The organism is Pseudomonas sp. TH31 (assembly GCF_016650815.1).
Taxonomy (GTDB): domain Bacteria; phylum Pseudomonadota; class Gammaproteobacteria; order Pseudomonadales; family Pseudomonadaceae; genus Aquipseudomonas.
The window spans coordinates 57179-75304 of record NZ_JAEKEZ010000015.1 but is presented as its reverse complement, the minus strand read 5'-3'; the positions used below and the strand labels follow the sequence as shown (position 1 = coordinate 75304).

10 protein-coding genes and 3 pseudogenes are annotated in these 18126 nt (G+C 60.1%); 6 read left to right on the top strand and 7 right to left on the bottom strand.

Annotated features, from left to right (window positions below; genetic code table 11):
* Window positions 1-5: 5 nt before the first annotated feature.
* The gene (gene lexA / locus JFV26_RS12770; protein WP_201192821.1) at window positions 6-614 is read right to left on the bottom strand and encodes a transcriptional repressor LexA; all 609 of its coding nucleotides are present in this window, start codon (window positions 612-614) and stop codon (window positions 6-8) included.
* A gap of 229 nt (window positions 615-843) precedes the next feature.
* Here lexA and JFV26_RS12765 point away from each other — a divergent pair, with 229 nt between their 5' ends.
* The 3 genes from JFV26_RS12765 (at window position 844) to JFV26_RS12755 (ending at window position 3470) form a co-directional block, all read left to right on the top strand.
* On the top strand, window positions 844-1551 hold the full coding sequence (locus JFV26_RS12765; protein ID WP_201192818.1) for a TetR/AcrR family transcriptional regulator: 708 nt from the start codon (window positions 844-846) through the stop codon (window positions 1549-1551).
* Window positions 1552-1721: 170 nt separating this feature from the next.
* Complete coding sequence (gene nagZ / locus JFV26_RS12760; RefSeq protein ID WP_201193150.1) at window positions 1722-2720, top strand: beta-N-acetylhexosaminidase; 999 nt, start codon at window positions 1722-1724, stop codon at window positions 2718-2720.
* Between the two features lie 12 nt (window positions 2721-2732).
* A complete protein-coding gene (locus JFV26_RS12755; RefSeq protein WP_201192815.1) occupies window positions 2733-3470 on the top strand; it encodes an S-methyl-5'-thioinosine phosphorylase in 738 nt (245 codons plus the stop codon).
* Between the two features lie 140 nt (window positions 3471-3610).
* On the opposite strand, the gene JFV26_RS12750 is transcribed toward JFV26_RS12755, so the two are convergent.
* From JFV26_RS12750 to mfd, 3 genes and pseudogenes are all read right to left on the bottom strand, one after another.
* Window positions 3611-6304, bottom strand: a complete 2694-nt coding sequence (locus tag JFV26_RS12750; RefSeq protein ID WP_201192812.1) for a DEAD/DEAH box helicase — start codon at window positions 6302-6304, stop codon at window positions 3611-3613.
* A gap of 11 nt (window positions 6305-6315) precedes the next feature.
* A pseudogene (locus JFV26_RS12745) lies at window positions 6316-6893 on the bottom strand (CsiV family protein).
* 10 nt (window positions 6894-6903) lie between these two features.
* Window positions 6904-10353, bottom strand: coding sequence for a transcription-repair coupling factor (gene mfd / locus JFV26_RS12740; protein WP_201192809.1), 3450 nt, complete (start codon window positions 10351-10353; stop codon window positions 6904-6906).
* Window positions 10354-10716: 363 nt separating this feature from the next.
* On the opposite strand from mfd, the gene JFV26_RS12735 reads away from it, so the two are divergent.
* On the top strand, window positions 10717-12180 hold the full coding sequence (locus JFV26_RS12735; protein WP_201192806.1) for a glyceraldehyde-3-phosphate dehydrogenase: 1464 nt from the start codon (window positions 10717-10719) through the stop codon (window positions 12178-12180).
* 204 nt (window positions 12181-12384) lie between these two features.
* On the opposite strand, the gene tcuC is transcribed toward JFV26_RS12735, so the two are convergent.
* Complete coding sequence (gene tcuC / locus JFV26_RS12730) at window positions 12385-13686, bottom strand: MFS transporter (protein ID WP_201192803.1); 1302 nt, start codon at window positions 13684-13686, stop codon at window positions 12385-12387.
* Between the two features lie 445 nt (window positions 13687-14131).
* Here tcuC and JFV26_RS12725 point away from each other — a divergent pair.
* Window positions 14132-15075 (top strand): annotated as a pseudogene (locus JFV26_RS12725) (FAD:protein FMN transferase).
* Window positions 15076-15282: 207 nt separating this feature from the next.
* On the top strand, window positions 15283-16698 hold the full coding sequence (gene sthA, locus JFV26_RS12720) for a Si-specific NAD(P)(+) transhydrogenase (protein ID WP_201192801.1): 1416 nt from the start codon (window positions 15283-15285) through the stop codon (window positions 16696-16698).
* Between the two features lie 20 nt (window positions 16699-16718).
* On the opposite strand, the pseudogene JFV26_RS12715 reads toward sthA, so the two are convergent.
* Window positions 16719-17440: pseudogene (locus tag JFV26_RS12715) on the bottom strand (glycerophosphodiester phosphodiesterase).
* A gap of 13 nt (window positions 17441-17453) precedes the next feature.
* Window positions 17454-18035 (bottom strand): PilZ domain-containing protein, encoded by a 582-nt coding sequence (locus JFV26_RS12710; protein ID WP_201192798.1) that lies wholly within the window; start codon window positions 18033-18035, stop codon window positions 17454-17456.
* Between the last annotated feature and the right edge of the window lie 91 nt (window positions 18036-18126).

Genomic DNA, 18126 nt, shown 5'->3' with positions numbered 1-18126 from the left:
CTCCTTTAGCGGCGAATGACGCCGACACTCAAGCCTTCGATCACCAGTTCCTGATCTTTCAGGTTGACTTCGATGGGGGCGAACTCAGGGTTTTCGGCAATCAGCCAGACCTTGCTGCCATCGCGCTTGAAACGCTTGACGGTCACTTCATCGCCGATCCGCGCCACCACGATCTGGCCATTGCGGGCTTCACGGGTGGTGTGAACGGCCAGCAGGTCGCCGTCGAAGATGCCCACATCCTTCATGCTCATGCCATGCACCCGCAGCAGATAGTCGGCACGCGGATGGAAGAAGGTCGGGTTGATGTTGCAGGACTCTTCGATGTGTTGCTGAGCCAGAATGGGCGCACCGGCAGCCACACGACCGATGATTGGCAGTGTGGATTCGTCGGCCTTGGCTTCGAAACCGGGGATGCGGATGCCGCGAGAAGCGCCTGGGGTCATCTCGATCGCGCCCTTGCGGGCCAGCGCCTTGAGGTGTTCTTCAGCGGCGTTCGGCGACTTGAACCCCAGTTCCTGAGCGATTTCCGCACGGGTCGGCGGGTAACCGTTGTCGTCGAGGCAGCGTTTGATGAAGGCCAGAATCTCTGCTTGGCGTGGCGTCAGTTTTATCATAGTGATCGCTCTGTCTTTTTATACAGTGACTGGGATTATATACAGTGAACTGCGCTTGGCAATGCCCCTTTTTTTGCCTGCCGCTGGACGGTCTGTCCCTCGGCTGGTTAACGCGTTGCTGTTGTATGGTTAAATAGATGACTGACCATTCCCAAAACGAACCGCCAGGCTTGACAACGCCTGGTCTGAAACGTATGTTTCAAACAAGTGTTTGTCAGGCGGAGTAGCCATGGCCCAGTCGGAAACCGTTGAACGCATTCTCGATGCTGCCGAGCAGTTGTTCGCGGAAAAAGGTTTCGCCGAAACCTCATTGCGTCTGATCACCAGCAAGGCGGGTGTGAATCTGGCGGCGGTGAACTATCATTTCGGCTCGAAAAAGGCGCTGATTCAGGCCGTCTTCTCGCGTTTTCTCGGGCCGTTCTGCCTCAGCCTCGATAAAGAGCTGGAGCGACGTCAAGCCAAGCCGGAAAACAAGCCGACGCTTGAAGAGCTGCTGGAAATCCTCGTCGAGCAAGCCCTGGTGGTGCAGCCACGCAGCGGCAATGACCTTTCCATTTTTATGCGGTTGCTGGGCCTGGCCTTCAGTCAGAGCCAGGGACACCTGCGTCGTTATCTCGAAGACATGTACGGCAAGGTTTTCCGTCGCTACATGATGCTGGTCAACGAAGCCGCGCCGCGTATCCCGCCGATCGAACTGTTCTGGCGCGTGCACTTCATGCTCGGCGCTGCGGCGTTCAGCATGTCGGGGATCAAGGCCTTGCGCGCAATCGCCGAAACCGATTTCGGCGTCAACACCTCCATTGAGCAAGTGATGCGCCTGATGGTGCCGTTCCTGGCCGCCGGCATGCGTGCCGAAACTGGCGTCACCGATACGACCATGGCCACCGCGCAGTTGCGTCCGCGCAGTAAGTCGGCCCCGGCTGCCGCCAAGGTTTAACCGCACACGGGTGGGCGCGGCAGCTGACATCCGCTAAGCTAGCCGCCCATGCCGACTCTCGTTTTGAACCCGCTTCCCATTGATATCGCCGACCTGCCGGGCACAGCCCTCGGCGGCGAATCCGTGCGAGGCGGGTTTATCGTTTTCAAGGAATCTCTATGACTGCTGGCCTGCAAGGCTCGTTGATGGTGGACGTCGCCGGTACCTGGCTGACGGCCGAAGATCGCCAATTGTTGCGCCAGCCCGAGGTGGGCGGCCTGATCATTTTCGCCCGCAACATCGAGCACCCGCGTCAGGTGCGCGAGCTGAGCGCCGCGATCCGCGCCATTCGTCCTGATCTGCTGCTGGCGGTGGACCAGGAGGGCGGGCGGGTTCAGCGTCTTCGCCAAGGCTTCGTGCGACTGCCGGCCATGCGCGCCATCGCCGACAACCCGAATGCCGAATACCTGGCCGAGCAGTGCGGTTGGATCATGGCGACAGAAGTCCTTGCCGTCGGCCTCGATCTGAGCTTCGCCCCGGTGCTGGACCTGGATTACCAGCGCAGCGCTGTAGTCGGCACCCGCTCGTTCGAAGGCGATCCCGAGCGCGCAGCACTGCTCGCCGGCGCCTTCATCCGCGGTATGAACAGTGCCGGTATGGCGGCCACTGGCAAGCATTTTCCGGGTCACGGTTGGGCTGAGGCGGATTCGCACGTCGCCATTCCCAAAGACGAGCGCAGCCTCGACGAGATCCGCGCCAAAGACCTGGTGCCGTTCGCTCGCCTGAGCAAGCAACTGGCCGCCGTCATGCCGGCCCACGTCATTTATCCACAGGTTGACTCCCAACCGGCCGGTTTCTCTCGGCGCTGGTTGCAGGAGATCCTGCGCGGCGAGTTGCAGTTTGATGGCGTGATCTTCAGTGATGACCTGTCCATGGCCGGTGCCCATGTAGTCGGTGATGCCGCCAGCCGTATCGAAGCCGCACTGACCGCCGGCTGCGACATGGGTCTGGTATGCAACGACCGTGCGGCCGCTGAACTGGCCCTGAGCGCCGCCCAGCGGATGAAGGTTAAGCCGTCGCCGCGTATCGCGCGGATGCGCGGGCAGTCCTTCGCCGGCACTGAATACCGCCAAGACCCGCGCTGGCTGACTGCTGTCGGCGCGCTCAAAGAAGCTCAACTGATTGATTAAGGACGTTTCGTTATGACGATTTACGCGATTATCGGCGGTACCGGCCTGACTCAACTCGAAGGCCTGAGCATTCGTCAGTCACTGGCAGTAGATACGCCCTACGGCCCACCTTCGGCCGAAGTGCACATTGGTGAGTACGCCGGCAAGGAAGTGCTGTTCCTGGCCCGCCACGGTCACCCGCATCGTTTTCCGCCGCATCAGGTGAACTACCGCGCCAACCTCTGGGCGCTGAAACAGGCCGGCGCCGAAGCGATTCTCGCGGTCAACGCCGTGGGTGGGATTCATGCCGCGATGGGCACCGGACATTTTTGCGTGCCCCATCAACTGATCGATTACACCAGCGGTCGCGAACACACCTATTTCGCCGATGACCTTGAACACGTCACGCACATCGATTTCAGCTACCCCTACAGCGAGCCACTGCGTCAGCAGTTGATTGCCGCGTTGGCGGCTGAAGGCGTTGGCTACAGCAGTCATGGTGTGTACGCCTGCACCCAGGGGCCACGTCTGGAAACTGTCGCTGAAATCGCAAGACTGGAGCGTGACGGCTGCGACATCGTCGGCATGACCGGCATGCCGGAAGCCGCGCTGGCCCGTGAGCTGGAACTGGATTACGCCTGCCTGGCGCTGGTGGTGAACCCGGCGGCGGGCAAGTCCACGGCGGTGATCACCATGGCCGAAATCGAGCAGGCGTTGCATGACGGGATGGGCAAGGTGAAGTCGACGCTGGCGCGGGTGCTCAAGGGCTAAACAAGTCTCTATGTCGAGTTGACCCTTCGCGGGCAACCCTTGCGCCTACAGGTTTTGAGTTGATCACTAATACGCGAACGACTCAAACCCTGTAGGAGCAAGGCTTGCCCGCGATGGCGATCTATCAGGCACCCCCAATCTCAACGTTTCTCGAGCTTGTCCGGCAACGGCGCAAACAACGCCTCGATATCATCGCTCTGCAACTTCCAGTCCCCGGTCGAGCGTCCATCCAGTACGCCCGCCGCCAGGTCGGACTTTTCCTTCTGTAGATGCTGAATTTTCTCTTCGACGGTGCCCCGGGCAATCAACTTATAGACGAACACCGGTTTCTCCTGGCCGATGCGATAAGCCCGGTCGGTCGCCTGGTTTTCCGTCGCCGGGTTCCACCACGGGTCATAGTGAATCACCGTATCGGCTTCGGTCAGGTTCAAGCCCACACCGCCAGCCTTCAGGCTGATCAGGAAAATCTGACGTTTGCCACTCTGGAAGTCCTTGACCGGCGCGCGGCGGTCACGGGTTTGCCCGGTCAATATGACGTATTCAACGCCGCGCTTCTTCAGTTCCTCCTCGATCAGCGCCAGCATCGATGTGAACTGCGAGAACAGCAAAATCCGCCGACCTTCCTCGAACAGCTCTTCGAGCATTTCCATCAAGCTGTCGAGCTTGCCGGACGTACTGCCGCGAGTGGGCAGGACGGCATCGTTGACCAGGCGAAGATCGCAACACACCTGTCGCAACTTCAGCAGCGCCTCAAGAATGATGATCTGACTGCGGGCCACGCCTTTGCGGGTGATCTCGTCGCGGACTTTCTTGTCCATGGCCAGGCGCATGGTCTCGTACACGTCGCGCTGCGCTTCGTTGAGCTCGACCCAATGGATAATCTCGGTTTTCGGCGGCAGTTCTGTCGCGACCTGTTCTTTGGTCCTGCGCAGAAGAAACGGTTTGATCCGACCGTTGAGGTGCTGAAGTCGTACTTCGCTGCCGCGCTTTTCAATCGGCACGCGGTAGTCGCGGTTGAAGCTTTTTACATCGCCAAGCCAACCGGGCAGCAGGAAGTGAAACAGCGACCACAGCTCGCCCAAGTGGTTTTCCAGTGGTGTGCCGCTCAGGCACAGGCGCTGGCGAGCATTCAGTTCACGAGCTGCCTGGGCGGCCTTGCTGTTGGGGTTCTTGATGTACTGCGCTTCATCCAGGACCAGCACGTGTAATGGCACCGCCTCGAGGATTTCAACGTCCTTGGGCAGCAGCGCGTAGGTGGTCAGGATCAGGTCGTAATCGGCCAGGCTTTCGAAGTGCTTTTTGCGACTGGCGCCGTACAGCGCCAGCACTTTGAGCTGAGGCGTGAAGTGCGCCGCTTCGTCGAGCCAGTTGGGGATCAGGCTGGTGGGCATCACCACCATGCATGGCCGATCCAGGCGCCCGGCGATTTTCTCGCTGAGAATGTGCGCCAGGGTTTGCAGGGTTTTACCCAAACCCATGTCATCCGCGAGAATCCCGCCGACTTCCAGTTGCCGCAACGACTGCATCCAGCTCAGGCCTTCGAGCTGATACGGCCGCAACGTGGCGTTCAAACCTTCCGGTGCGGTCGAGGTGAAGTCCTTGATGTCTCGCAGGCGCTGGGCAAATGTACGAATTTGCTCGCCGCCTTCCCACAGCAGCGGCATGTCTTCCAGGGGGTTCAGCCGGATGGCGTCGGCCTTGCTCAGGCGCAGCGTGGTTTCGCCGGGCCCTTGCAGGTAGAACTCGCCAAGGGTGGCCAGCACCGGTTTCAAGCGGCCGAAGGGCAGGGCGACTTGCAGTGGGCCGTACTCGGAGTTCGGGCGATTCGGGATGTTCACCAGGATCAATTCGTCGTCGCGACGTCGGGCCAGGCGTTCCGGGTTGAGGATTTCGGTGTGCGAGCGCATCAGGTTCAACAGGATCGGCAGCAGGCTCAGTCGCTCGCCGTTGACGATGATCCCCAGCTCCAGATCAAACCAGTCACGTTCCGGCACTTGTTCGACGGTGGCGTACCAGTCGTCGACGGCGGTCAGGTCGAAGCCGAAATCCTCATCGATCTGCAATTCCCAGCCTTGGGTGCGCAGCTTCGGGAGTTCGTTGAGGGTGAGGGTCAGCCAGGCGCTGTCGTTGACCATCTCGAACAATTCGCCGGCACTTTCCGGCAAGGCCTTGCTTTGTCGGGTGGCGATCTTGAAACCGAGGATTCGTAGCTGTTCCCTGTAGGCCTGTTCGACTTCCGGGTGACGTTTTATCTGTAAAGTCTGTGTCTCCTGGCGAATCAGGATGTCGGCATTTTTTTGCCCGCAAACGTATTCATCCAGATAGCTGAAGGACAGCGCCGCACGATGCTGGATGTAGCGCTGCATCTTGCCGTTGCGCGGCTCAAAGGCGCTGAACTCGATGCTCGCCAGCCACAGGCGCGGCACTGGCTGCACGTTATCCACCAGCACTTGCGGCAACGCCTTCGGTCTGCGGTTTTCCAATACGGCCTGGAGTTTTTCCAGCAGTTCGGCGTCTTGCGCGGCGGCGGGGTAGGCCAGGGTTTCCTGGACTTTGAGCAGTACCGCTGCGCAATGTTTGCAGTTGCTGTGGACCGGGCAGGTGCACGTGGCGTCGATCATCAGCAACGTGCCTTTGGCCGACTCGCGCAGGCGAATGGTCTGACGGTAAACGTTGCCGCCAGAGCCTTCGCACGCGGCGATGATCGTTGCGTCGCCGGCCTCGACGATCCTGACACGATTCTCTATTGCGTAGCGACGGCCACGCTCCAGGCTCTGTTCCTTGAATCGGCTGACCCAGGAAGGTGCGAGGGGTTTGCTCAGGGTCGGAGGCATAAGGACGTCGATCAGTCCGGAATTTCTTCAGGGGCTGGCCGAGGCGCAGGGGCGGTCAACGAAGTGATCTTGATCAACAGGCCCAAGTGGCCGTTATCGAGAAAATTCAGCTGGCCGTTTTTGGTGTGGCTTTCCTGCTTCAGCCGTTCGCTGGCGGTGACCATGCCGTTGGCGTCGATCTGGTTGACCCAGAAGTCGGCGTCGACGTCGGTGAAACGCCCCAGTTTCAGGTTCAACGTGCCCTCGATAGGGAATTGGCCGTACTGTTCCTTGCCATCGCTGATCGCGATTTTGCTGGCTTCTTCCCCAGGTTCTGCTGCCAGGCCTTGTGCAGCAGCACCGTGTAGTCGGCGCTGGCGGTGAGTTTTTCCACTTCGCCATTAAGGCTCGGCGTGCGCAGGCTGTCCGGGGTGATGCGTTGTGCACCGGCTGCCCAATCTTCCGGCGCGGCACGACTGACGATTGCCGGCACGGCATTTTGCCGGACCAGGATCATTTCAACCTGATACTTATCATCGGCAAACGCCGTTGAGGCGAACGACGTCATCAACAACGTTATCAACAAGGTCGGTGAGCGAAACAGGCGCATGCGGCGTCCTTCAAGCAGTTTTCGGGAGGAGGCGTTCAAACAGTGCCTCTACAGTATTAAAGCGTTCTTCCGCACGCTCCATCGGTACCATGAACTTGAACATCGTGGCGCCTTCGAATTTGTAGCGTTTGGGTTGGCTCTGGATCAGTTTGATCAGCGTCAACGGGTCGACCGGAGTCTGCGCCGCGAACTCGATTCGGCCGCCTTGCGGGCCGCCGTCGACTTTCTTGATGCCCAGTTGTTCGGCCTGCAACTTCAGGAGGGTGATCCGTACCAGGTTCTTGGTCGGCTCCGGCAACAGGCCAAAACGGTCGATCATTTCCACTTGCAGGTCCTTGAGACCTTCCTCGTCCGTGGCCGAGGCGATGCGTTTGTAGAGAATCAATCGCGCATGAACGTCCGGCAAGTAGTCCTCGGGAATCAACGCCGGTACCCGCAAATTGACTTCCGGACCACCGCCCAGTGGCTGGTCGAGGTTCGGTTGTTCGCCCTTGCGGATCGACTTCACCGCGCGCTCAAGCATTTCCATGTACAGCGTAAAGCCGACGGCCTGGATCTGCCCGCTCTGGCCGTCACCGAGCAGTTCGCCGGCGCCACGGATTTCCAGGTCGTTGGTCGCGAGCACGAAGCCTGCGCCGAGGTCCTGGGTGTTGGCGATCGCTTCCAGGCGCTTTTCCGCATCCGGGGTGATTTGCTGGCGCGGCGGCGTCAGCAGGTACGCGTAAGCCTGGTGGTGGCTACGACCGACCCGGCCGCGCAACTGGTGCAACTGGGCCAGGCCGAACTTGTCGGCACGCTCGATGATGATGGTGTTGGCGCTCGGCACGTCGATGCCGGTCTCGATGATGGTCGAGGCGATCAGCACGTTGAAGCGCTTGTGGTAGAAGTCGCTCATCACCTGTTCAAGATCGCGTTCGCGCATCTGCCCGTGGCCGATGCCGATCCGTGCTTCCGGCACCAGTTCGGCGAGGTCGGCGGCGCATTTCTCGATGGTCTTCACGTCGTTGTGCAGGTAGTAGACCTGGCCGCCACGCAGCAACTCGCGCAGCAGGGCTTCCTTTACCGTGCTTTTGTTCTGCTCCATGACGAAGGTCCGTACCGACAGGCGGCGGGCCGGCGGCGTGGCGATGATCGACAGGTCGCGCATGCCCGACACGGCCATGTTCAGCGTGCGCGGAATCGGCGTGGCGGTCAGCGTGAGGATGTCGACTTCACTGCGTAGGGCCTTGAGCTGTTCTTTCTGACGGACACCGAAGCGGTGCTCTTCGTCGATGATCACCAGCCCGAGGTTTTTGATCTTCACATCGTCGGACAGCAGTTTGTGGGTGCCGATGACGATGTCGATCTTGCCTTCGGCCAGGTCAGCGATGGCGGCATTCACTTCCTTGGTCGACTTGAAGCGGCTCATCACTTCCACGCTCACAGGCCAATCGGCGAAGCGGTCGCGGAAGCTGTTGTAGTGTTGCTGGGCGAGCAGGGTGGTCGGTACCAGAATCGCCACCTGGCGCCCGCCGTGCACGGCGATGAACGCGGCGCGCATCGCCACTTCGGTCTTGCCGAAACCGACGTCGCCGCAGACCAGTCGATCCATCGGTTTCGGTGCGAGCATGTCGGCACGTACCGCGTCGATGGTGGTCTGCTGGTCCGGGGTTTCTTCGAACGGGAAGCCGGCGCTGAACGTCGCGTAATCGGCTTTCGGGTCGGCGAAGGCATGACCTTCGCGGGCGGCGCGGCGCGCATAGATATCGAGCAGTTCGGCGGCCACGTCGCGTACTTGTTCGGCGGCTTTACGCTTGGCTTTCTGCCAGGTCTCGGAGCCGAGGCGGTGCAGCGGGGCCAGCGCATCGTCGCTGCCGGTGTAACGGGCGATCAAGTGCAGGTTGGCAACCGGCACGTACAACTTGGCGCCTTCGGCGTATTGCAGGGTCAGAAACTCGGCAGCCTGGTCATCGATCTCCAGAGTCGCCAGACCCAGATAACGGCCGACACCGTGGTCGATGTGCACCACCGGCGCGCCTTCGCGCAGCTCGGTGAGGTTCTTGATCACTGCATCGTTGTTGCCGTCGGCGCGTTTCTCGCGACGCCGACGCTGCATCACCCGTTGACCGAACAACGGGCTTTCGGCGATCAACGCCAGAGCCGGGTCGTCCAGCAGCAAGCCTTCGTCCAGCGGCGCAATGGTGATCGCCAGGCGATCCTTGCTCGCGACAAAGTCCGGCCAGCTGTCGACGGTTTTCGGTCGCAGCTTCAGGCGTTCGAGCAATTCCAGCAGCACTTCACGACGGCCCGCGGACTCGGCGGTAAACAGCACGCGACCGGGGAACTCGTCGAGGAAACCCGCCAACGCCGCCAATGGCTGGGTGGCCTTGGCTTCGATGGCCAGGTTCGGCAACACCTGCGCCGGGAAGCGTTCGCGGCCGACGCCGGTTTCCACATCCTGTTGACTGGCCACCACGCGCGGCCAGTTTTTCAGGCGGGCGAAGCAGTCTTCCACCGGCAGGAACAGCTCGGCCGGTGGCAATAAAGGACGGGAAGGATCGACGCGGCGCTCTTCATAGCGATTGCGCACGTCGTTCCAGAAGTTCTCCGCCGCCTGTTCGATGCCCGGCAGGGAAAACACCTGGGTGTCTTGCGGCAGGTAATCGAACAGCGTCGAAGTTTCATCGAAGAACAGCGGCAGGTAGTACTCGATACCGGCCGGGGTAATCCCGCTGCTCAAATCCTGGAAGATCGGGCAGCGACGGAAGTCGACGTCGAACCGCTCGCGGAACCGCGCCTTGAAGCGGGTAACCGCGTCCTTTTGCAGCGGGAACTCACGTGCCGGCAGCAGGCGTACGGTGTCGACCTTGTCGATGGAACGCTGGTTGTCCGGATCGAAGGTGCGCAGGGTCTCGATTTCGTCGTCGAACAGATCGATCCGGAACGGCAGCTTGCTGCCCATCGGGAACAGGTCGATCAGCGAGCCGCGGACAGTGAATTCGCCGTGTTCGTACACCGTGTCGACGTAGCGATAGCCGCTGGCCTCAAGCCGGGTGCGCATTTGCTCGACGTCAAGCTTCTGGCCGACGTCCAGCACCAGGCTGCTGCCGAGCAGGAACTTGGTCGGCGCCAGGCGATGCAGGGCCGTGGTGATCGGCACGACCAGCACGCCATGGGTCAGCTCCGGCAACCTGTATAAGGCTGCGATGCGCTGGGAGATGATGTCCTGGTGCGGCGAAAACAGGTCGTAGGGCAGCGTTTCCCAGTCGGGGAAATGCAGCACCGGCAAATCCGGGGCGAAGAAACTCAGCTCCTGTTCCAGCCGTTCGGCACTCTGGCTGTCGGCGGTCAGTAGCAGGGTAAAGCGCTTGGCAGCGCTGGCGGCCTCGGCAATGGCCAGGCTCAGGGCGGCACCGGGCAGATTGCCCCAGTGCTGTTTACCTGCCGCGGCAGGGAGAAGCGGTAGACGCAGAACGGGCACGGAAGGTTGAGCTCCAAGCGTTGCGACAAAGTCGGTAATTGTAGCGGCCTCTGGTGCCGGCTGTCAGTTGCAGATGTGTCTATTACACGGCTTGGGCGAAATGTAGTGGTAAAGACAAAATCGAGCGGTTTTTTAGTGAATTTTGCCGATTATGTAGTGGCAAAACGAGCTGCTGTTTCGGATGGTTACGGACAAGGCAGCGCTGTCCCCAAAAAATTGACGATGCTGGAGGCCCCGGTTTTATTGGGCTTCAGCGCGACGTATTTTTTTGAACGGGATTTTGTTACGGCTCGCACGACAGGCGCGCATTGCTACGGGAGGCACTCGGCGGCATAATGTAGCCCCTTTTTTCTGCCCCTACATATGTGGAAGGTTCCCGTGACTCAGAAGCCCGACCAGTGTCTTGGTGAATGGATCGACCGTGAAGCACTCGCAGAAGCGATGATTCCGCTTATCGGTCAGCTCTACCGCAATAACAACGTGGTGAGCTCGATCTATGGCCGCAGCCTGATCAATCGTTCAGTCATCGCGATTCTCAAAGCGCACCGCTTTGCTCGCCATCGCCAGTCCGACGACAGCGAACTGTCCGTCCACGAAACATTCCCGCTGCTCAAAGCCATGAGCGAGCTCAAACTCGGCGCCGCTTCGGTCGACCTGGGCAAGCTGGCTGTCAAATTCAAGGCTGAAGGCAACGGCCGTACTGCCGAGCAGTTCGTCCGTGAAGAACTGGCTGACGTGGTTGGCCAGCAGAACGTTGCCGCGCGCAAAGGCACCGACGTTGTCCTCTACGGCTTCGGTCGTATCGGCCGTCTGCTGGCGCGCATCCTGATCGAGAAAACCGGTGGTGGCGACGGCCTGCGTCTGCGCGCCATCGTCGTGCGCAAGGGCGCCGAGAACGACTTGGTCAAACGTGCCAGCCTGCTGCGTCGCGACTCGGTTCATGGTCCGTTCGATGGCACCATCACCATTGATGAAGCCAACAACACCATCACCGCCAACGGCAACCTGATCCAGGTTATCTACGCGAAAAACCCGACTGAGGTGGATTACACCCAGTACGGCATCAAAGACGCGCTGCTGGTGGACAACACCGGTGTATGGCGTGATGCCGAGGGCCTGGGCCAGCACCTGGCTTGCCCGGGTATCGACCGCGTTGTGCTGACCGCGCCTGGCAAAGGCAAGCTGAAGAACATCGTTCACGGCATCAACCACGGCGAAATCACCGCTGATGACAAGATCATTTCCGCGGCGTCCTGCACCACCAACGCCATCGTGCCGGTGCTGAAGGCTGTCAACGACAAGTTCGGCATCATCAACGGTCACGTTGAAACGGTTCACTCGTACACCAACGACCAGAACCTGATCGACAACTTCCACAAGGGCGATCGCCGTGGCCGTAGCGCCGCGCTGAACATGGTGATCACCGAGACCGGTGCTGCCACCGCTGCTGCCAAGGCCCTGCCTGAGCTGGCCGGCAAGCTGACCGGTAACGCGATCCGCGTTCCGACGCCTAACGTGTCGATGGCCATTCTCAACCTGAACCTTGAGAAAGCCGCGACCCGCGAAGAGATGAACGAGTACCTGCGCTACATGGCGCTGCACTCCGATCTGCATAAGCAAATCGACTACGTCAATTCGCAGGAAGTGGTTTCCACCGACTTCGTTGGCTCGCGCCACGCAGGCGTTGTGGACGCTGAAGCAACCATCACCCAAGACAACCGCGTTGTTCTGTACGTTTGGTACGACAACGAATTCGGTTACAGCTGCCAGGTGGTTCGCGTGATGGAAGACATGGCCGGGGTTAACCCGCCTGCGTTCCCGCGTTAAGCATTAGCTGCACATAAAGAGCCCCGACTTTGGTCGGGGCTTTTTTGTGGGTGGGATTTGTCTGTTGCGGGTAGGTTGGCTTGGCTGGCCTCATCGTCGGATCGCCGCCCGGAGCAGGCTCGCTCCCACATTGGATGTGCAGAGTGATCACAAGGGTGTGATCGCTGCAAATCCTGTGGGAGCGAGCCTGCTCGCGAAGACGATTTACCGGGTGCCGCCGACTACAGCAGCCTGCGCAGTGCGCAGTTCATGCCGGTTGCCACGGAACAGCACCAGCGTCGCGATCAACCCCATCACTGCTGCACCGCTGAGCCAGATACCCGGCGCAGCCTTGTTGTCCAGTATGTGGATCAGGTAGGTGCATGCCGCCGGCGTAAAGCCGCCGAAGGTTGCGGTCGCCAGGCTGTAGGCCAGGGAGAAACCGGTGGTACGAACTTCTACCGGCATGATCTCGGTCAGGGCCACCACCATGGCGCCGTTGTACGAGCCATACAGGAACGACAGCCACAACTCGACGATCAGCAGATGGCTGAAGCTCGGGTTGGCCACCAGCCACGACAGGGCAGGGTAGGCCGTGAGGATCGCCAGAATGGTCGCGGCCAACAGCAGGGGTTTACGTCCGATCTTGTCGGAAAGCGCACCCATCACTGGCAGCCAGAAGAAGTTCGACAGGCCGATGCACACGGTGACCAGCAGCGCATCGAAATCCGACAGGTGCAGTTCGGCTTTACCGAAGGTCGGGGTGTAGGCGGTGATCAGGTAGAACGACACGGTGGTCATGACCACCAGCGCCATGCCGGCGAAGACGATGCCGAAGTTCTGACCGATCGAACGGACGATTTCCTGCAGGGTAGGGCGGTGTTTGCGCGCCTGGAATTCCGGGGTTTCTTCCAGTGAGCGACGGATCACGAAGATCACCGGCACGATCATGCAGCCGATCAGGAACGGCACGCGCCAGCCCCAGTCACCCATTTGTTCCGGGCTGAGCCAGTGGTTCAGGCCCACACCCAGCAAACCGGCGAAAACCACCGCGGCTTGTTGGCTGGCGGACTGCCAGCTGACGAAGAAGCCCTTGCGGCCCGGGGTGGCAATCTCGGCCAGGTAGACCGACACACCACCCAGTTCCACGCCCGCCGAGAAGCCTTGCAACAGGCGGCCGAACAGCACGATCAGCGGTGCGGCCACGCCCAATGTGGCGTAACCCGGTACGCAGGCAATCAGTACCGTACCGGCAGCCATCAAGGCGAGGGTGATGATCAGCCCTTTGCGACGGCCATGACGGTCGATGTAGGCGCCGAGAAAAATCGCACCCAGTGGACGCATCAGGAAGCCTGCGCCGAATGTTGCCAGCGACAGCATCAGGGACGCGAAGGCGCTGTCGGCCGGGAAGAAGGTCTTGGCAATGGCCGTGGCGTAAAAGCCATAAACCATAAAGTCGAACATCTCGAGAAAGTTACCGCTGACAACACGAAAGATCGCCTTGCCTTTGCCCGTATTCGAGGACATTTGTACGCACTCACTTTGGCTGTCTTATTGGAAATCCCTGGTCTTGACGCTTCCTCGCTGTCGGCCTCAAGCACGCAGGCACGCACCGAACAGTTTTGTAACGATATGTGTATGAGTTGGCGTAGGCAACAATTAGTTAGCCTGCTGCTTAAACGTTATAGCCATTAGCCAGACTGAATAGCAGACTTGAGCGAATTAACAGCCAGGTGCAACGCAGATCAAATGTGGGAGCGGGCTTGCTCGCGAAGAGGGAGTGTCAGTCGCTATCGATGTGACTGACACACCGCTTTCGCGAGCAAGCCCGCTCCCACTGTTGTGTCGCATAATGGCCAGCATTGACGTTGTGTCAGGGATTTCTCTTGAGGGGCAGGATTTGTCGAGTTGGCGGTTAGGCAGTTTCGTTGTGTTAATCAGCGCCTTATCCGGCTGCGGCAACGGCGATTCCATGGAAAGCTTCGGCGGCCCGACCATGGGCAGCACCTATTCGATCAAGTACGTACGAACCAAGGGATTGCCCGACCCGAAAGAGGTGCAGGTCGAAGTCGAGAACATCCTCGCCGACGTCGACCGGCAAATGTCGACCTACCGCAGCGACTCGGAGATCGAGCGTTTCAACGATCTGCCTGCTAATCGCTGTCAGACAATGCCCGCGCCGATCCTCGAATTGGTCCGCGTTGGCGAACAGCTGTCGCTACAAAGCGAAGGCTCCTACGACTTGACCGTTGAACCGCTGATGAACCTCTGGGGTTTCGGTCCGCAGGGCCGAGAAGAAAAAGTCCCGAGCGCCGAAGCGTTGGCCGGGGTAATGACGCGCGTGGGGCAAACGCACCTGCGCATCGACGGCGATCAACTCTGCAAGGACGCCGCCGTCGAGGTTGACTTCAACAGCATCGCTGCCGGCTACACGGTGGACACCATTGCCGCCAGACTCGAAGCGCTGGGCATCCACAACTACCTCGCCGAAGCCACTGGCGAACTCAAGGCTGCCGGTAAAAAGCTCGACGGCTCTGCGTGGAAGATTGCCCTGGAAGAACCCTGGAGGATCAGCAAGTGGCTCAGCGCATCATCAATGTCGACGGCTATGGCGTGTCCACTTCAGGCGACTACCGTAATTATTTCGAGCAGGGCGGCCAGCGCTACTCCCACACCTTCGATGCCCGGACCGGTGCGCCGATTACCCACAACCTTGCCTCAGTCACGGTGATTGATCCTTCAACCCTGATGGCCGATGGCTTATCGACGCTGTTGCTGATTCTCGGCCCCGAACGGGGCTGGGACTACGCGCAAAAACACGACATTGGTGCATTCTTTGTGATTCGTGCCGATACAGGTTTCGTCACACGGACCAATCAGGCTTTTGAACGCCTCAGTGGCGGCAAAACCGAATGATTACGGCGATTCGAGCATTGAAGGCTGGCGTTGTAGCGCAGGCAAAAGTAGCCTACGACGCGACCAAGGGTTAATGTGCGCGGCGTTGACGCTTCTATAGACTGTGTCCGGGTTCTGAATTGACCCAAAATTGTTCCTTCACGCCGCAGATCGGCGTGATTTAGCCGCCGGTGCCGAGGGCGCCGCGGCCTGTTCTGAGGAGTATGCATGGCTGTCTACAACTACGACGTGGTGGTATTGGGTTCCGGCCCGGCGGGAGAAGGGGCGGCAATGAACGCCGCCAAGGCAGGGCGCAAAGTGGCAATGGTCGACAGCCGTCGCCAGGTCGGCGGCAACTGCACCCACCTGGGTACCATCCCGTCCAAGGCACTGCGTCACTCGGTCCGGCAGATCATGCAGTTCAACACCAACCCGATGTTCCGGGCCATTGGTGAGCCGCGTTGGTTCTCGTTCCCGGACGTACTGAAAAGCGCCGAAAAAGTCATCTCCAAGCAAGTCGCTTCGCGCACCGGCTACTACGCCCGTAACCGCGTCGACGTGTTCTTCGGCACCGGCAGCTTCGCCGACGAGCAAACCATCGAAGTGGTTTGCGCCAACGGTGTGGTCGAGAAGCTGGTCGCCAAGCACATCATCATCGCCACCGGTTCGCGTCCTTATCGCCCGGCGGACATCGATTTCCATCACCCGCGTATCTACGATAGCGACACTATCCTCAGCCTCGGCCACACCCCGCGCAAACTCATCGTTTACGGCGCTGGCGTGATCGGTTGCGAATACGCGTCGATCTTCAGTGGCCTGGGGGTACTGGTTGAGCTGGTGGACAACCGCGGTCAGTTGCTGAGCTTCCTGGACTCGGAAATTTCCCAGGCCCTGAGCTATCACTTCAGCAACAACAACATCACGGTTCGCCACAACGAAGACTACGACCGCGTCGAAGGCGTGGACAACGGTGTGATCCTGCACCTCAAGTCCGGCAAGAAGATCAAGGCCGACGCCTTGCTCTGGTGCAACGGCCGTACCGGCAACACCGACGCACTGGGTCTGGAAAACATCGGCGTGAAGGTCAACAGCCGTGGCCAGATCGAAGTCGACGAAGCCTACCGCACCTGCGTGCCGAACATTTACGGTGCCGGTGACGTGATCGGCTGGCCAAGCCTGGCCAGTGCCGCGCACGATCAGGGCCGTTCGGCAGCTGGCAGCATTGTTGATAACAACAGCTGGCGCTTCGTGAATGACGTGCCGACCGGCATCTACACCATTCCGGAGATCAGCTCGATCGGCAAGAACGAGCAAGAGCTGACTCAGGCCAAGGTGCCGTACGAAGTGGGCAAGGCGTTCTTCAAGAGCATGGCGCGTGCACAGATCGCCGGCGAGCCTCAGGGCATGCTGAAGATCCTGTTCCACCGCGAAACCCTGGAAGTGCTGGGCGTTCACTGCTTCGGCTATCAGGCGTCGGAGATTGTTCACATCGGCCAGGCGATCATGAGCCAGCCGGGCGAACTGAACACCCTTAAGTACTTCGTCAACACGACGTTCAACTACCCGACCATGGCCGAAGCCTATCGGGTAGCGGCGTACGATGGTCTCAACCGGCTTTTTGAGCGGCTCCGGCCGGTGGCCTGAGCCGGCCGGGGAGACCGATTTCAGCAATTCTCGAGCGTGGCAGTGGCCAAACCGGGAAAGTCTGTAATCAGGCTGTCAACGCCGAAGTCGGCGAGTCTGCGCATCAGCGCGGGCTCGTTGACTGTCCATACCGATACATGCAACCCCTGACGCTGCGCCTTCTGCAGGCGTTCCGGCGTACACAGGGTCCAGTTCAGCGCCAGAATCTCACAGCCATAGCTTTGCGCGACCTTCAACGGGTCGAGCCAGGCATACTCGGCCACCAATCCGCGGGACACGTCCGGCACCAGGTCCAGCGCGGCTTTGAGCACTTCGCGCGAACTTGAGGTGATCGTGACCTTGTCGAGCAGGCCGAAACGTTGAGCCATTTCACGAATCGCCAGCACAGTGGTCGCGGCGCGAGTGCGTGAAGCGCTTTTGACTTCCAGTTGCCAGTGCTCGAAATCACACTTCTCGAACAGTTCTTCCAGCGTTGGAATCGGGCACGCCTTGATCCAGCCGGGCCGCCCTTGCGGGCGTCGTAGGTCACCAGATCTTTTGCCGAATGCTCGACCACTTTGCCGCGACGGTCGGTGGTGCGCTTGAGCGTCGGGTCGTGGATGACCATCAACTCGCCGTCCATGGACAGGTGCAGATCCAGTTCGCAACGGCGAACGCCGTGCTTGAGGCATTCCTGGAAACTGGTGAGGGTGTTTTCCGGTGCTTCGCCCTTGGCGCCGCGATGGCCGTAGATGAGGGTCACGGTTCTTCCTTAATTAAATGCCTGATTCGTTTTGTTCGCGGGCCAGGCGTCGCTCCTGGGCCTGCTTCTGCAAGATATAGCGGGCGAGCAGCTGGCGTTGGGCATCGGTCGGGTACTCGAACTCGGTGCCGACGTCGTAGCCGTCGCCCTTGCGGTCGCAGTGGGTGACCTTGGCCCGCAGCAGCAGCCCCAGCGCTTGCGGCATCAGCACCATTTTGACTGACAGGTGCGCGCCGACGGCAATCGGCGTCGGGTGCTGAAAGTCGATGCCGCCTTCAGAGATGATCACCGATTGCGGTTCACCGATTTGCCCGAGCACGGTCAGGGCAATCACCTGGCTGAGCAGGTCGATGCGTTTGTTCTGGGATTTCAGGAAGGCGGCGATGCTGCGGTCGCGCTCACTGATCTGGCGCAACAGGTGCTGCGACTCGAATTCGCTCAGGTGCAGTTCGCTGAGCAGGTTGAACAGTGGGGAAGCATCCTGCAACACTTCCTGGCCTGCGGCTTCGGGAGCGGACAGGGGCCGAATTTCCAGTGCGATCGCGTCCTCGATACGGTAGTATTCGCGGCGATCTTCTTCATCTAATGTCGACATGGCGAACCCATGGTAGCGGCGGTGGTCTGAGTGTAAAGCTGGTTATCGACCCCCGCCACAAGGACGTTCCTTTTCCCTCCGAACAAGCCCC

Coding starts and splice junctions, on each gene's coding strand:
- lexA (WP_201192821.1), bottom strand. CDS start 614: ATGATAAAACTGACGCCACGCCAAGCAGAGATTCTGGCCTTCATCAAA.
- JFV26_RS12765 (WP_201192818.1), top strand. CDS start 844: ATGGCCCAGTCGGAAACCGTTGAACGCATTCTCGATGCTGCCGAGCAG.
- JFV26_RS12755 (WP_201192815.1), top strand. CDS start 2,733: ATGACGATTTACGCGATTATCGGCGGTACCGGCCTGACTCAACTCGAA.
- JFV26_RS12750 (WP_201192812.1), bottom strand. CDS start 6,304: ATGCCTCCGACCCTGAGCAAACCCCTCGCACCTTCCTGGGTCAGCCGA.
- JFV26_RS12735 (WP_201192806.1), top strand. CDS start 10,717: ATGTGGAAGGTTCCCGTGACTCAGAAGCCCGACCAGTGTCTTGGTGAA.
- tcuC (WP_201192803.1), bottom strand. CDS start 13,686: ATGTCCTCGAATACGGGCAAAGGCAAGGCGATCTTTCGTGTTGTCAGC.
- sthA (WP_201192801.1), top strand. CDS start 15,283: ATGGCTGTCTACAACTACGACGTGGTGGTATTGGGTTCCGGCCCGGCG.
- JFV26_RS12710 (WP_201192798.1), bottom strand. CDS start 18,035: ATGTCGACATTAGATGAAGAAGATCGCCGCGAATACTACCGTATCGAG.